General features: G+C 58.1%; 16 protein-coding genes. 14 read left to right on the top strand and 2 right to left on the bottom strand.

From position 1 onward, the window contains the following. Positions 1 to 74 precede the first annotated feature (74 nt). The 3 genes from DW024_RS07805 to DW024_RS07795 all read left to right on the top strand — a co-directional run bounded on the left by DW024_RS07805 (position 75) and on the right by DW024_RS07795 (position 3,397). Positions 75 to 1,271, top strand: a complete 1,197-nt coding sequence (locus tag DW024_RS07805; RefSeq protein ID WP_118377402.1) for an MFS transporter — start codon at positions 75 to 77, stop codon at positions 1,269 to 1,271. Between the two features lie 182 nt (positions 1,272 to 1,453). Continuing rightward, on the top strand, positions 1,454 to 2,830 hold the full coding sequence (locus DW024_RS07800; protein ID WP_117563777.1) for an alpha-amylase family glycosyl hydrolase: 1,377 nt from the start codon (positions 1,454 to 1,456) through the stop codon (positions 2,828 to 2,830). Between the two features lie 3 nt (positions 2,831 to 2,833). After that, positions 2,834 to 3,397, top strand: a complete 564-nt coding sequence (locus tag DW024_RS07795) for a uracil-DNA glycosylase family protein (protein ID WP_117563776.1) — start codon at positions 2,834 to 2,836, stop codon at positions 3,395 to 3,397. A gap of 1 nt (position 3,398) precedes the next feature. Here DW024_RS07795 and DW024_RS07790 read toward each other — a convergent pair whose 3' ends face one another. After that, complete coding sequence (locus DW024_RS07790) at positions 3,399 to 4,061, bottom strand: hypothetical protein (RefSeq protein WP_117563775.1); 663 nt, start codon at positions 4,059 to 4,061, stop codon at positions 3,399 to 3,401. 93 nt (positions 4,062 to 4,154) lie between these two features. On the opposite strand from DW024_RS07790, the gene DW024_RS07785 reads away from it, so the two are divergent. The 4 genes from DW024_RS07785 (at position 4,155) to DW024_RS07770 (ending at position 8,019) form a co-directional block, all read left to right on the top strand. After that, a complete protein-coding gene (locus tag DW024_RS07785; RefSeq protein WP_117563774.1) occupies positions 4,155 to 5,291 on the top strand; it encodes a pyridoxal phosphate-dependent aminotransferase in 1,137 nt (378 codons plus the stop codon). A 503-nt stretch (positions 5,292 to 5,794) separates the two neighbouring features. Continuing rightward, the gene (rplJ, locus tag DW024_RS07780; protein ID WP_117639559.1) at positions 5,795 to 6,316 is read left to right on the top strand and encodes a 50S ribosomal protein L10; all 522 of its coding nucleotides are present in this window, start codon (positions 5,795 to 5,797) and stop codon (positions 6,314 to 6,316) included. Between the two features lie 102 nt (positions 6,317 to 6,418). Beyond that, a complete protein-coding gene (gene rplL, locus DW024_RS07775) occupies positions 6,419 to 6,796 on the top strand; it encodes a 50S ribosomal protein L7/L12 (protein ID WP_006235005.1) in 378 nt (125 codons plus the stop codon). A 314-nt stretch (positions 6,797 to 7,110) separates the two neighbouring features. After that, a complete protein-coding gene (locus DW024_RS07770; RefSeq protein WP_117757105.1) occupies positions 7,111 to 8,019 on the top strand; it encodes a UTP--glucose-1-phosphate uridylyltransferase in 909 nt (302 codons plus the stop codon). Positions 8,020 to 8,101: 82 nt separating this feature from the next. On the opposite strand, the gene DW024_RS07765 is transcribed toward DW024_RS07770, so the two are convergent. Continuing rightward, positions 8,102 to 9,127, bottom strand: a complete 1,026-nt coding sequence (locus tag DW024_RS07765; RefSeq protein ID WP_118377401.1) for a WYL domain-containing protein — start codon at positions 9,125 to 9,127, stop codon at positions 8,102 to 8,104. A 269-nt stretch (positions 9,128 to 9,396) separates the two neighbouring features. Between DW024_RS07765 and DW024_RS07755 the strand changes: the two genes are divergently transcribed. From DW024_RS07755 to DW024_RS07725, 7 genes are all read left to right on the top strand, one after another. Further along, positions 9,397 to 10,095, top strand: a complete 699-nt coding sequence (locus DW024_RS07755) for a hypothetical protein (protein ID WP_118377399.1) — start codon at positions 9,397 to 9,399, stop codon at positions 10,093 to 10,095. A 211-nt stretch (positions 10,096 to 10,306) separates the two neighbouring features. Further along, positions 10,307 to 10,504, top strand: coding sequence for a hypothetical protein (locus DW024_RS07750; protein ID WP_118377398.1), 198 nt, complete (start codon positions 10,307 to 10,309; stop codon positions 10,502 to 10,504). Positions 10,505 to 10,877: 373 nt separating this feature from the next. After that, entirely contained in the window at positions 10,878 to 11,153 is a 276-nt protein-coding gene (locus tag DW024_RS07745; protein WP_117736565.1) for a hypothetical protein, read from the top strand. After that, complete coding sequence (locus DW024_RS10005; protein ID WP_147352067.1) at positions 11,153 to 12,058, top strand: hypothetical protein; 906 nt, start codon at positions 11,153 to 11,155, stop codon at positions 12,056 to 12,058. The genes DW024_RS07745 and DW024_RS10005 overlap by 1 nt, the downstream gene beginning before the upstream one ends. Positions 12,059 to 12,068: 10 nt before the next feature. Continuing rightward, a complete protein-coding gene (locus DW024_RS10380; RefSeq protein WP_255413758.1) occupies positions 12,069 to 12,191 on the top strand; it encodes a hypothetical protein in 123 nt (40 codons plus the stop codon). A gap of 205 nt (positions 12,192 to 12,396) precedes the next feature. Continuing rightward, complete coding sequence (locus tag DW024_RS07730) at positions 12,397 to 13,155, top strand: hypothetical protein (RefSeq protein ID WP_118377395.1); 759 nt, start codon at positions 12,397 to 12,399, stop codon at positions 13,153 to 13,155. Positions 13,156 to 13,248: 93 nt separating this feature from the next. Further along, on the top strand, positions 13,249 to 14,094 hold the full coding sequence (locus DW024_RS07725) for a hypothetical protein (protein ID WP_118377394.1): 846 nt from the start codon (positions 13,249 to 13,251) through the stop codon (positions 14,092 to 14,094). The last annotated feature ends 159 nt before the right edge of the window (positions 14,095 to 14,253 follow it).

The following is a 14,253-nucleotide window of genomic DNA, read 5'->3' as shown; positions in this document are numbered from 1 at the left end:
CGCATCTGTTGCTGACGGATGCGGGGCCGTTGCTATATAATCGCCTCCGCTCAAAATGATTGGAGACGTTATATATGAGTCAGGCAAGACAAGATGGCATCTCACTCAAGCAGTGGCTCCCTCTTATCGGGCTCGCCTGTTGTGCGTTCGTGTTCAACACGTCGGAGTTTATGCCCATCGGCCTTCTGACTGATATTGCCGCGTCGTTCTCGCTCACCGAGGCCCAGGCCGGCATCATGATCTCGGTCTACGCCTGGGGCGTCATGCTGCTGTCGCTGCCACTCATGGTGTTTGCCTCACGTTTTGAGTTCAAACGGATGCTGTTGGGCGTGCTTGCCGTGTTTTCGCTGGGCCAGTTCCTGTCCGCCGTGGCGCCCACCTATCCTATTTTGGTCTGCGCGCGCCTGGTGGTCGCCTGCGCGCATGCCGTGTTCTGGTCGGTCGCCTCGATTATGGCCTCGCGCCTGGTCGATACCCGCCACGGGGCGCTCGCCATCAGCATGATTGCCACGGGCTCGTCCATCGCGCAGATCTTTGGCCTGCCGATCGGCCGCGCCATCGGACTGGCCGTGGGCTGGCGCATGACATTCGCCGTGGTCGGGGCCCTCTCGGCTGTCGCGGTTGTCTACCAGGCCGCGGTGCTCCCGGCCATGCCGGCGGGCGAGCGCTTTACCGTCAAACAGCTGCCCGAGCTGCTCAAGAACCCGTTCCTGATAGCGCTCTACGCGGTCACGGTCTTTATGGCGACCGGCTATTATGCGGGTTACAGCTATATCGAGCCGTTCCTGGCGCAGGTCGCGCACGTCGACGCAAGCGCCATCACCATGACGCTGACGGCGTTTGGCTGTTCTGGTCTGCTCGGAAGCTGGCTGTTTGGCCGCCTGTTCGATGGGCATCGCTTCCCGTTCTTGGCTATCACGCTCTCCGGCGTGCCGGTGGCTCTGCTGCTCGTGGGTCCGGTCGCATCGTCGCTCGTAGCAGTGCTTGCCGTCTGCGCGCTATGGGGCTGCTGCTCCACGGCCTTTAACGTGGCGTTCCAGGCCGAGCTCATCAAGTACACGCCGGCAGACTCGTCGGCCGTCGCCATGTCGATCTTCTCGGGCCTGTTTAACCTCGGTATCGGCACGGGCACCGCGGTCGGCGGCGCCGTGGTGTCGGGTCCCGGCATCGCCTGGATCGGTTGTGCGGGCGGGGCGATTGCCGTCGTGGGTGTCATTCTCGCTATCACGGTGCTATTCCCGGCCATACACCGCGCAAAGCCTGTCGCCTAATCACGTCTCCTCATCAGTTGCGGTGAAATACGGACTGCTGAGCCCAATAAACCCGGCAAACAGTCCGTATTTCACCGCAACTTAGAAAGGGGCTGGGGTAGCTAAAAGAGCCCCGTCCCAAAATAGCTACCCTGCTGGGCATACAATGGATGTCGTTGTGTTGAGCTTGCCGGGAGGTTGCTATGTGGGCATACGAGACGACGTTCTATCAGATCTATCCGCTGGGCTTTTGCGGAGCTCCGCGCGAAAACGCCGCGCCCGTTGCCGAGGATGAGCTCGCCCAGGCTGCCAACGCTGCGCCCAACCCCGATGCGCCCATCATGAAGATCGCCCAATGGGCCGACTACCTGCAAAAACTCGGTATTGGCGCTGTGCTGATTAACCCGCCGCTCGAGTCTGATAGCCACGGCTACGATACGCGCAGCCTGCGCCATATCGACCGCCGCCTGGGCGGGGATGCCGATTTTGCCGCCGTATGCGAGACGCTGCACGCCCATGGCATCCGCGTGGTGCTCGATGCCGTCTTCAACCATGTGGGCCGTGGCTTTTGGGCCTTCCGCGATGTGCAGGAGCGTAAGTGGGACTCGCCGTACAAGGATTGGTTCCACATCAGCTTTGACGGCGATTCCTGCTATGGCGACGGCTTTTGGTACGAGGGCTGGGAAGGCCATTTTGAGCTCGTGAAGCTCAACCTGCAAAACCCCGCCGTGGTCGATTACCTGCTCGAGTCCGTGCGCCGCTGGGCCGAGGTCTTTGGCGTCGACGGCCTGCGCCTGGACGTTGCCTATATGCTCGACCGCGACTTTATGCGTCGCCTGCACGCCTTTACCCGTGAGCTCAAGCCTGACTTTGTGCTGATCGGCGAGACGCTTCACGGTGACTACAACCAGATCGTCAACGACGAGATGCTCGACTCCTGCACCAACTACGAGTGCTACAAGGGCCTGTACTCCAGCTTTAACTCGGTCAATATGTTCGAGATCGCGCATTCGCTGCATCGCCAGTTTGGCGGCGATCCGTGGTGCATCTACCGCGGCAAGCACCTGCTGTCGTTTGTCGACAACCACGACGTGCCGCGCCTGGCAAGCATCCTCACCGACAAGTCGTGCCTGCGTCCCGTCTATGGCATGCTCTTTGGCATGCCGGGCATTCCGTGCGTCTACTATGGCAGCGAGTGGGGGATTGCCGGCGAAAAGGGCGGCCCCGATGGTGACTGGGCGCTGCGACCTGCGCTCGATGAGCCTGCGCCCAACGAGCTGACGGCGTTCATCACGCAGCTTGCGCACCTTCGCTCGGCCGATGACGCGGCGGCCTGTGCTCTCAACTACGGTGCCTATCGCAACGTGGTGATCCAGAACAAGCAGCTGCTGTTCGAGCGCGCCTGTGATGACGCGACGGTGCTCGTGGCGGTGAACGCCGTGGGCGAGCCTTACACCTTTGGCGCCGGCGAGCTCAACGGGTCCTTTGTCGACCTGCTTGCCGACGATGCGCCCACGGTCGAGCTGACGGGTACCCTTGAGCTTGCACCCTACGAGGTGCGCTATCTGTTGAGAGCCTAGCCCATGGCCGTGTCTGACGAGGACTATCAACATATTGAGCATGGGTTTGAGCCTGTGTTCGACCAGCGCTCGCGCGTTTTGGTGCTGGGGTCGTTTCCCTCGGTGCTCTCGCGTGCAAATGCCTTTTATTACGGCAACCCTCAGAATCGCTTTTGGCGTGTGATGGCTGCGTGCCTCGGTGTGCCTGTGCCGCCCAACGAGGGCGATCCTTTGGCAAGCGGTGAGCCCGCGACGCTCGATGCCTCCATTGCTGCCAAGCGATCTATGCTGCTGAACGGCGGCGTGGGCCTGTGGGATGTGATCGAGAGTTGCGACATTAAGGGCTCGAGCGACGCGAGCATTCGCAACGTTGTGCCGGCACATATCGAGCGCATTACCGATGCCGCGCCGATCGAGGTCGTTGTCTGTAACGGCGGTACGGCAGGGCGACTCTACAAACGCTACTTGCAAGATCGGACGGGGTTGCCCGCCGTCGTCCTACCCTCGACAAGTCCCGCCAATGCCGCCTGGCGACTGGAGCGTCTTGTCGAGCGTTGGCACGAAGCCGTTGACTGGGCTGTTATTTAATTTAGATTTTTGTTTGAGCGTGGGCGCCTAGACGTTTCAGAACGCCTCGCCAGATCGGCGCGGGCACGGCTGGCTCGGCGCAAACCATGCCGTCGGCGTCGACGTTGGCGGCATTGCCGCCGCCAAGTCGCTGTGCATGCTCGACGGAGCAGCCCATGCGCACGGCGCCCACGAGCTTGTCCATGGCCTCCGAAAACGGTCGCCGCAAGAGTCCCATGCGCGGGGAATGGCGAAGCGCTGCGATGCCGCTGCCGGCGCAGATGGCAACGCCGCCACACCACAATTGGTCATGGCGCTCACATGCCTTGTGCAGGCGAACGGCGGTCCCACGCGCCTGCTCAGTGCCCTCTTGTGCGGCTCGAATCGCGGCATAGACGCGCGTTCCCGTACCGCCAAAGCGCTCAAGCGCCTGCTCGATAGCAGTCAACGTCTCATCGTCAGCCACATCTTCAATGGCCAGCACGATGCCATCGGCAACGCTGCCGGCGTCATTTGCCTTCAAGTCGACCGGGCGGGGGAGTGCGGTGCCGGAAAGTTGAGCATAGGCGGCGATGGCATCCTGCAGGTCCCAGAGCAAAAAATCAAGATCGGCGCTATTGGGAATACTGATATACGCAATGGTGTGCAGTGTTTTTGGTAAGTCGCCGCGCGCGGTCGTCTCCATGCCATCTCCTTTCCGGCTCGTTTCCGTTTAGGTTACACCGTCTGGTGGCGCCCCGCCGCGCTATCCTAGTGCAACCCTTACGAAAGGAACGCCATGCGTCTGCCCATGAATACCTCGCTTGCCATGCTCAAGCCCTCCGGTATCCGCCGGATTAACGCGCTCGCCGCCCAGCATCCGGGGTGTATCGCGCTCGCGCTCGGCGAGCCCGATTTTCCCACGCCCGATGTGATTAGCGCCGAGGTGACCGCCGCGCTGGACCGCGGTGACACGCACTATCCGCCCAACAACGGTCGCCCCGCCCTGCGTGATGCACTGTCCGAATATATGGATGACGCGGGCCTGGCGTTTTCCGCCGATGAGGTCATCCTGACCGACGGCGCGACCGAGGCACTGTCGGCAACATTTATGGCTATGCTCAACCCCGGCGACGAGGTCATCATCCCCACGCCGGCCTTTGGCCTGTACGAGAGCATCGTCGTGGCCAATCACGCCAAGGCTGTCTTTTTGGATACGGAGCCTGCGCAATTCCAGATTGACGAGGATGCGCTTCGCGCCTGTGTGACCCCGGCGACCAAGGCCATCGTCATCTGCTCGCCCAACAATCCCACGGGTTGCATCCTCGACACGGCATCGCTCGACGCCGTGGCGCGCGTGGCAGAGCAGGCGGGCATCTACGTAGTCTGCGACGACGTATACAACCGTCTGGTCTATGTGGATGGCTACGAGCGCTTTGCCCAGCGCCACCCGGAGCTGCGCGACCAGACGGTGGTCATCGAGAGCTTCTCCAAGCCCTGGGCCATGACCGGCTGGCGCTTGGGCTGGCTCGCAGCGGCAGCCCCCGTCATCGCCGAGATCGCAAAGGCTCACCAATACTTAGTATCGAGTGCTGTCTCCTTCGAAATGGACGCCGCAGCCCGAGCCCTGACCGTCGACCCAACCCCCATGCTCAAAGTCTACCGAGCCCGCCGCGAACGCGTCCTCGCAGCCTTATACGCCATGGGCCTCGACGTAGTAGAGCCCGCAGGAGCCTTCTACACTTTCCCGAGCATCAAAAAGTTCGGCCTAACCAGCGAAGACTTCTGCATCAAAGCCATCGAAGAGGCAAACGTAGCCCTAGTCCCGGGCGACTGCTTCGGCACCGAAGGTCATATCCGCCTAAGCTACTGCGTCTCCGACAAAGACCTAGACGAAGGCCTCCACCGCCTGTCCACCTTCATTTCAACCTTTTAGCCCTCAGGGATGCAACACATCAGCCCACCGACCCAAGCATTATGAGTGGGGCACGTCGCTCAACGGACACGAGGATTCGCAGCAAAGTTACCGCAGCTCCGGTCCGAGGGGCCGGGTTGAGATTTTCGTAGATTCCGCACGAGCCGAAGAGCACTTAATGTGCTCTTCGTGCGAGCCAGGACTTGACCGAGCGAAAATCTCAACCCGGCCCCTCGGACCGGAGCGTATGCAGGGTTTGTGTACGAATCCTCGCGCCCGTTGACCGACGCCGGGGTCCCCGCCATAATACTTTCGGTTCACGCACGAATCCGCTGCCAGAGACAGCCGGTGCAAACGGGCATCGCCCGCGAGCTTAATGGGATATCCCGCCAGCCGAGGTGGTCGAGTAGATATGTCTTCTCGCCCCCGTCGCTCATGCAGCGCGGGGGCTTTCTTTTTGGACATGCCCCCGTCACGTCCTTGTGGCGGACCGTGCCCGGAAAGAATTCGAGGAGGGGTAATTCATGCCCCAGCAGTACAAAATCGACAAGGTTGCAGAGATCGAGTCCCGTATCGCCGAGAACGCCGGTCTGTTCGTCGTCAACTACAACGGTCTGACGGTTAAGCAGGCTCAGGAGCTGCGTCATCAGCTTCGCGAGTGCGGCGCCGAGATGAAGGTCTACAAGAACAACCTGGTCAAGATCGCTCTCAAGAACCAGGAGCAGCCTGAGATCGACGATATCCTCGCCGGCCCCGTCGCTTATGTGTTCTACGAGACCGAGCCGGTCGAGGCCGCTAAGGCCCTTAAGGACTTCTCCGCTAAGTCCAAGGGCGTCCTTGAGATCAAGGGCGGTATCTCCGACGGCAAGGCCGTTTCCGCCGATGATGTTAAGGCTATCGCCGAGCTGCCCACCAAAGATCAGCTTCTCGGCCAGATCGCCGGTCTCATCTCCGGTTTCGCTCGCGACATCGCTGTCTGCGTCAACGGCGTTTCCTCTGGTCTCGCTCGTTCGATCCAGCAGGTCTCCGAGCAGAAGGCAGCCTAGTTGCTGTTTTCACCCGCGGCGGCAACGCCGCACCCCTGGCGCATTCGCGCCGTGTTTTAACTGATCTCCGTGCATCCGCACGGAAACCGAAAGGACTTAGAAATGGCTAAGCTTACCACCGATGAGATCATCGATGCTCTTAAGGAAATGACCCTTCTCGAGGCTTCCGAGCTCGTCAAGGCTATCGAGGACACCTTCGGCGTTTCCGCCGCTGCTCCTGCTGCTGTTGTCGCCGCTCCCGCTGCTGGCGCTGCTGAGGCCGAGGAGAAGACCGAGTTTGACGTCGTGCTCGAGGGCTTCGGCGACAACAAGATCCAGGTCATCAAGGCCGTCCGTGAGCTCACCAACCTTGGCCTGAAGGAGGCCAAGGAGGTCGTCGAGGGCGCTCCCAAGGCTGTTCTCGAGGGTGCCAAGAAGGAGGACGCCGAGGCTGCCAAGGAGAAGCTCGAGGCTGCTGGCGCTGCTGTCACCCTCAAGTAATCAGGCTTTCTCGCCAGATTCCTTTGCAGACGGGGTTCGCATTGCGAGCCCCGTCTTTTTTGTTTTTCGGTCCCTCGGCATCGGTTGCTCAAACTGCCATGTTCTGTGATTTGGGTCGTATCGGGTGCCCTGCCGTTGGGCAATAAAATTGCACCATTCGAGCAATAATTTGCGTTGACCTGCTGAAGAATTGTCTCTGCCTTGTAGCGACATATAGTTCCAGCGGTAAGATGCTTGAGTATCGCAATTTGGTCTGCGGCTGTGTGCCGCACGCATGGGGCGCTTTTGCGCCTGCGAAAGGATCTTTGAATAACATGAAGGCAATCATCCCCGCCGCCGGTCTTGGCACGCGTTTTCTGCCTGGCACCAAGTGCACGCCCAAAGAGATGCTGCCGGTGCTCGACAAGCCCGTCATTCAGTACGTCGTCGAGGAGGCGCTCGAGCCCGAGGAGGTCGACGACGCCATCATCGTTACTTCTCCCGGCAAGCCCGAGCTGCTGAACTACTTCCAGCCCGACCGTTCGCTCGAGAACCTGCTGCGCGAGCGCGGCAAGAACGCCTATGCCGATGCCGTCGCCCACGCTGGCGGTATGCCGGTCGACTTCCGTTATCAGTACGAGCCCAAGGGCCTCGGCCATGCTATTCGCTCTGCTGCCGACGCCGTGGCAGGGGAGAACTTCCTGGTTCTTCTGGGCGACTACGTTGTACCTAACCGCGACATCTGCGACAAGATGCTCGCCGTTTCCAAGGAGCACGGTGGCGCTTCGGTTATCGCCGTCGCTGCTTGCTCGCCCGAGGAAGTCAGCCGCTACGGTGTTATCGCCGGCGAGCGCGTCGGTTCGCTCGAGGGCGCCGAGGACGTTGCCGATGCCGAGCCGGGCGCTGTCTGGCGTATCGGCGGTCTGGTCGAGAAGCCCGCTCCCGAGGCTGCTCCGTCCAACCTGTACATCGTCGGTCGCTACCTGCTGAGCCCGCTGGTCATGGACCTGCTGGCAGATCAGCAGGCCGGCAAGGGCGGCGAGATCCAACTCACCGACGCCATGGCCCGTTCGCTCGACCGCGAGGCCATGTACGCCGTCGTCATCGACCCGCTGTCGGGCTACGACACCGGCACTCCCTCTGGCTGGATGGCCACCAACGCCCTCATGGCTGCAAGCGACCCCCGCTTTGCCGATGCCTTCTGGGACGCCATCGACGAGCGCGGCGGATTGATGCGCAAGTAAGGTAACGCTTGGGATAGACCTGTTCAAATAGCTAAGATCAACAAGCCACCGTGGCCTTCTTCGCCGCGGTGGCTTGTTGTTATCAGGGATTATTTCTGGTGTACTGGGCGAGCATCGTTTGAGCGTCTTTTGCCAGTTGACAGCGTAACTCCTGCGGGGCGAGCGCCTCGATGCTGTCAGAATTTTGCTTTATCCAATATCGCATGGCGTTGAGGTTGGCCTTGACCCGAAGGTCAACGAACTCGCGGTTGCACGCGATGACGTGCGCGTGCACCCCAAAAGCGTCAAAGACGCGCAAAAGAGCGGGATTGGTGTTGCGTACGCGGATAGTTGCATTTGAGCCGCCCCGAAACATCATGAAATGTTTTTGCTGGTAGTCGGTGAGCTCTTGTTTGGTTGCTGGTGTGCTCATCCTGACATCTGTCAGCTCGATATCAAACAGCACATCGATTCTAAAATGAAAGATCTTTTCGGCATTGCTGGGATACGTTGCCAAGAGGTAGTAGTGCCCGCCGCTTGTGATGATTTGCCTGGGGTCGACCTCGCTCATGTGATTTGTCGGTTTCAAGACAAGCGTCTTTCCCTCTGGAGCGCATCTGCCCCATAGGAACCTTATACGCTTCTTTTGAGCGATGGCCTGGTCGAGTGTGCCGATATTGATGAGCAGCCGATTGACAACCGTCCGCTCCTTTCTGGCGTCAGCCGAGACCACGTTCTTGAGGGTGCTGACCCCCGACTGGGGATTAAGAGATGCAAGTTTGTCGAGCAGCTCGCGTTTCTGCGTCTGCGGAAGCGGTGCTGACATGGCTCCATCTCCGAGAAATCTAATCTCCGCTTCGCTGAAATCGTGTATCCAAAACAGGCCCGTAATCGTTATCTGCTTGGCGCCGTCGGATTGTACGCGCACGCGCTCCCTGAACCCCAGATTGTCTGGATAGTGTTCCAAGAGCGTGGCGATGTGGCTGCTAATCGTATTTCTGCTGAGCGAAAGCCCGTACGTCCGTTCAAGCTCTTTTTGGATATCGCTCTGGCACATCGGGGTATCTTCGCTTGTGCGCCCCCGCAAGATTTCGACAATGAGCAAAGGCGCGAGAAGTTTTGAATACATGCTCAACTCCTACCGAAGATTTGAAACTATGCACAAAATCTTGTGCATACAAATCCCTATTATGCCAAATGTGCCGAGCAAGGCGAGCGAGTCTCAGGCGAGACGGATGTGTCAGACGACGTTCACGGGGAAAGGGTTTGGGCTAAGGGGACCGTCGTACCTTGAAAACCGCAGAGAGTACAGCAAGGGGAGCCGAATGGGCCGCGCCTGATGTCGTTCGCACGAGCTCGGATTGATAACGATTTTGTGGACAGAAAGAGGAGTCGCTTATGGATGTGCGCGTTTCTATTCCGGCGAAAAAGTACAACGAAATCGAAGGCTGCTTTGGCTCCGGACATCTCGACAGCATCGTCAACGGTGTCTATTACTGTTCTTCCGATGGATACGGTGGGGGCAGTAGTGTAATTGGCTTCACGGGAAACAGCGATGGCTCCCAGCGTTTTCAGGACTCCGACAAAACGGCCTACAAGAAACTCAGGCTGATTTTCGACAGCTTTTTCGAAGATTACAAGCGCATCAATCCAGCTTCGCTGCAAACGTTTTACCGGGCATTCAAGGTTAACGTCGTGGCTGAGCTCGAAGACGCGTGTGGCCACGATGTGTTCATCACACGTTTTGGTATCAAGCAATACGATGGAGCCTATGCGGTGTATCCAAGTTCTATTGACGACCCCGCATTTTGGACCGACAACTGGACGAAGATGACCGATAATGATGGCTTTCCGCTCTATGACGCCAAGATCGACCTGACGTTTTATAAGGCATCCGAGGACTTTAATGTTTTAAGGGGGCTGAAGGCGTATTGCCGCCGAACGATGGGGAGCGAGTTTAGCAAGAAAAGCTTCAATCGGTTTCTCGAGGAGCTCCTCTGCTCTGAGGAAGAGCTGAACGACAGCGTTTTCGATTTGAAGTACACAAAGGCATACGGATGGATGTTCGAGAACCTGGAAGAGCGCACGTCGATGTGAGGTATCTGATGGCGCGAATGAAAAAGAACTAGTGGTGCTAGCTGCTATTCATTTCTCCTAAGCCCCTGACCTGCTGCAATTGTCGGGGGCTTTCCTTTTGGGCTACCTCTCGGCAACCTATATGCCGCTATTGCTCGGATAACCCAGCGATTGCGTTTACTTTATGGGGCCCATAGGTACGGTTCCGCACCTTTTGGAAGGAAGTACAGAAATGTCTACGACCAAGTCCCAGTTCCATCTGATTGAAGCCGTCCCTGTCCCAGCTGGGGTCGCGCCGTTCCAACAAGGTGTCCTCGAAAGTAGCGGGGTTGCAGTCGAGCTTTTCCAGTTTGGCAATATCATCGTTGCGTTCAGCGAAGATAGTCTCCTCAGGTCGGAGATAGTTAGCGTCACCCTTGACGGTCGGTAGTCGCCTGCAAACCTGCTGGGTTTCGGTGCTACTGAAGAAGGTCGTTCGTTCTGTTCGCTGTATCTCGACCAAGCTCTCCACCTAGGACGTGGCCCTCGTGACCTCGCGTTTGAGTTCCTCGCCGTGGAGCCCGACGCCGAATAGCGCCCCCTGCCGTGTTCCGCCTGCCGCAGTGGGCGGGACTGCCTTACCTCGACGGGCGGCGCGCCCGACGTTTTCAATGCTGCCCCGTCTTTTCAATGCCCCCCGTAGTCCACCAGAACAACGTAGGGGGTGTTGGTGGAAGGCGGGGCGGTGTTGTAAACGCGGCCTTGGGTCGTTTCGCCCTCGTCCGAACCTTATATGTGCCTTTAGAAAGGAAGGAAGTACTGAAATGTCCTCTACCAAGACTCATCTTACCGTCAATCTAGCCCGTAGATGCCTGCCGCTGCTACAGGATGTCCACCGCTCCTATATCTTGGCGCACGAGGGTTTCAAGGAAGTTCTCATAGTCGCAGGCGATGCCGTCCCCGCCGATGCCCCCGCCGCCTATGACCCATATAACCTCATGTTCCCCTATCGTTCCGACCCCCGAAACGAGGGTATCGACCCGAGTATCTTCGATAATTTGTATCCTAACGGTACCAATGCTGATTGCGAGTTGTTCTAATGTGGCTGTACACCGTATCCGATAAGCCTGAATGGTGGCGGTTCGAGGATGCTCCCGAAACGGTAGAACGCCTGCACGTTTCGCGGAAAGATGTTCGCCGCCGTGGGGTTCTTGGCCGAGTCCCCGCCCGCAAGCCCGCCGATGATGCCGAGTGCCCTGACCTCGAATTCTATGCTTTCTCGCGGGCAAAGTTTTATGGCCGAGCTTTCAGTCGCTTTTTTGAGCGCCACGGCGATGTTGAGAGTGTCATGCATGGCGAGTTTATGCACGTCCTCAACCATCGCGACCCGCAAGCCCGCCGCCCGCTGCGTGCGTTGTTCGTCCGTGAGGGCGGTGTGGTCGAAATTAAGGAGTTCCAATCAGGCCATTCGACCTACGCCGCCGTCCTGCATGTGCGCCGCTGGCCGCTCCTGCTGCCGCTGCTCCTTGCTGCGCTGCTCCTGAGCCTCACCCTCTGCGGTTCTGATTCCAGCCCTGCCGCGTTCCTCAAAGGGCAGACCTCAATATCTGGCGCCACTTCCAAGCCCGTCCTGAAGACCTCCTATGCGAGCTATTCGGCAACCCCTGACATCGTGTGGAGGGCGGGACAGACACGGCAGGATATGACGCTCTTGCTCCCCGCCACCTGTACCGTGGACGGGAAAGAAGGGTCTAACCCCATCCTGTCAGCGCCCGCCATAGCGGTAGACCTCAACAATAATGGCTCCTTCGAGTCCTCTGAGGTGGTTTTTAACTCCGAGGGTGCCTACCTCCGCGCTGGTGCCGAGCTTCGGCATATAGAACTTTCGAAGAAACTTGATTCGGGCGAGTACGCGGCTCGAACTATCTGGACTTCCGTACTCGCCGAGGACGGCAAGACCCCAGCGGGCACAGCCACATTCGACTGGCATCTCACCGTTAAATAGTTGTGATGCGGTGGCTTACCCCGCCACCCCGTCCGAGGTGCAGTCTGAGACTGCCAAGGGCGATACGTTGAAGGAGCAGGCCGGCACCCACGTTGCCGCCCAGCTCGATAGCACGGGCGGCAACGTGGAGTGACGGCGAGGCTACCTGAGCGAACGGTGTCTATGTTGTCACGGTGCCCACCCAGGTGGGATACAAGAACGTGAATGTCGGAAAGGTTGATTTGACAGCGTCCTATGGAGTGACAGTTAAGGGCGTAGTCGGCACAGGCTAGTGCGATGATGGGGTCCGAGGTGGCTCGATTCGCCCCGGACCCCCGGTTGTGTGAGTAGGAGAAAATATGGTAGATGTGATTTCGATGCCATCGGCCAACTTGATGGCTGCGTACTTGGGGAAGGAGTACCAACCCAATCGACCACTGAGCAACTGGGTCCGTTATTGGCAGTATCCCGGGTACGAGATCGATTACCTTTATCTGAAGGGGCATCTCGGATTTGATGAAAAAGGGCGCGCGGATATCATGTTCAGCCCTTGGATGATCATACGGGAGCTATTGAGTCTACGCGGCGAACGCTGGTATAAGAATGATATCTATCGGGGCAAACTTACTGCTGAGAAGTTGGAAGGGCTCCTGCCGCAAGAGGAATATCCTCTTCTCCACATGTTTCTGGGGCTTGCGTACACTCGAGCAAATATGTGGATCCTGCCAGAAGGCTGGATGCAGCACCGAGGGCTTTACCCCCTTGTTGACTGTTGCAACGGGGACGGTCTCGGAAGAAACACCCGTTTCGCCTCGGATTGGGGCGGATGCTGCGATCAAATGCCTCCGACCCTAGCAGATTTGATGCTGGGTGCCGAACAGGGGGAGTATGCCCTTGGAGACCTTGAGTCCTGGGCGAAGAGAAACTGTCTAGAATGCTTCTTTGAAGGCGGAGAGATTGAGTTCCATCACATCAAAGGGGTTTCTGGCTTTGACGAAAGGTTTCATCCTTTTCATGTTCCGGGGTTTCTGGATGCCTATCTCCGATACGCGATCGACCGTATCGGAGAGCGAGAGCAGCTGCTTAATGCAGCCGAGGCCAACGGCTGGAAGCTTTAGAAGGGCAGAAGGGTGGTCTAGACTGTTAACTGCTGGATGCTGAGCTTGAATTGTGCGCCGAATAATGCCTTAAGCGGGAGAGAGCGAGCTGAAATGTCGAAACCGGTGGAGCTATACAAAGACAACGCGAGCGGGAGGTGTTCCGCCGATGTGTACCGCAACGGAGAGCGGCTTACCGATCTGAGGACGCTGATCGATTTCGATAAGCTGAAGGCTAGGTGGGGGCTGCGGTCGGAGCAGAATTATGCAGACGAGAAAGTAACGGCTCTGCAACGTCTCGCACGCTACAAGGAATGCAATGACGATTTCGATCTCGATTGCTGTAAAACTTCCGCGAAGTATTACCACTTTCAACCAGTACAAGACATGTACGAAGTTCTCTGGCCTGAGGAAGACTTCCCCCGGAGCATACTCGATTCCGCCGAAACGCTGGTTTCTCCTGAAAAGGCGCTCTTGAGGTGCACATATATCAAGGGAGGATCGGCTATTGCTTGGCGCGAATTGGAATCCGGAGCGAATGGGTTTCAAGATAATAAAAAGCTGAACCGATTTGCCAATGCGGCGGCGACCATCGGCAATTTCATGCCCGTTCCTAGTGGGCCCGCTCCTAGCGGGCATCAATCATTTCTCCGGTATTCGGAGGAGAGGTATGACCAGGTTCTCGATAAAATCAAGCGGCATTATTGCGATTCGAGCCAGGACAAGGATAAATTCTTCTGTGCAAAGAAAAATCTATGCTGGCTCGATTGCTTTGTTGGATGGAGCGAATTCGTCGACAAGAACTACCTCAAGGGCTCTTTTGTCGATGACGATTATCAAATTGTAGCGTTTGACAATACCTTCGACCAACTTTCCGGGATGCTTGAGAACAGGTCGCGAGTGATGCTCGAGGAATACGAGAAACGACTCGAGGGCTCGCAACGCTCGGCAATTGCCTAACGGCTGAATTTCATTTTTGTCTATCGCTCAGACACGTGCGTTCCGATTTTTCGCGTGGTTGTCCGGGGCGGTAGGCAAACGGGTGCGGACTTCGGTCTGCACCCGTTTTTTATTCAAGACTTTAGTCTGCTGGCCGCGCAGCGGCCAGCTTTAAACCAC

Source organism: Collinsella sp. AF37-9 (assembly GCF_003475115.1).
Classification (GTDB): Bacteria; Actinomycetota; Coriobacteriia; order Coriobacteriales; family Coriobacteriaceae; genus Collinsella.
Note: the sequence above shows the minus strand (reverse complement) of the source record. Positions and strands in the feature narration are given on the sequence as shown.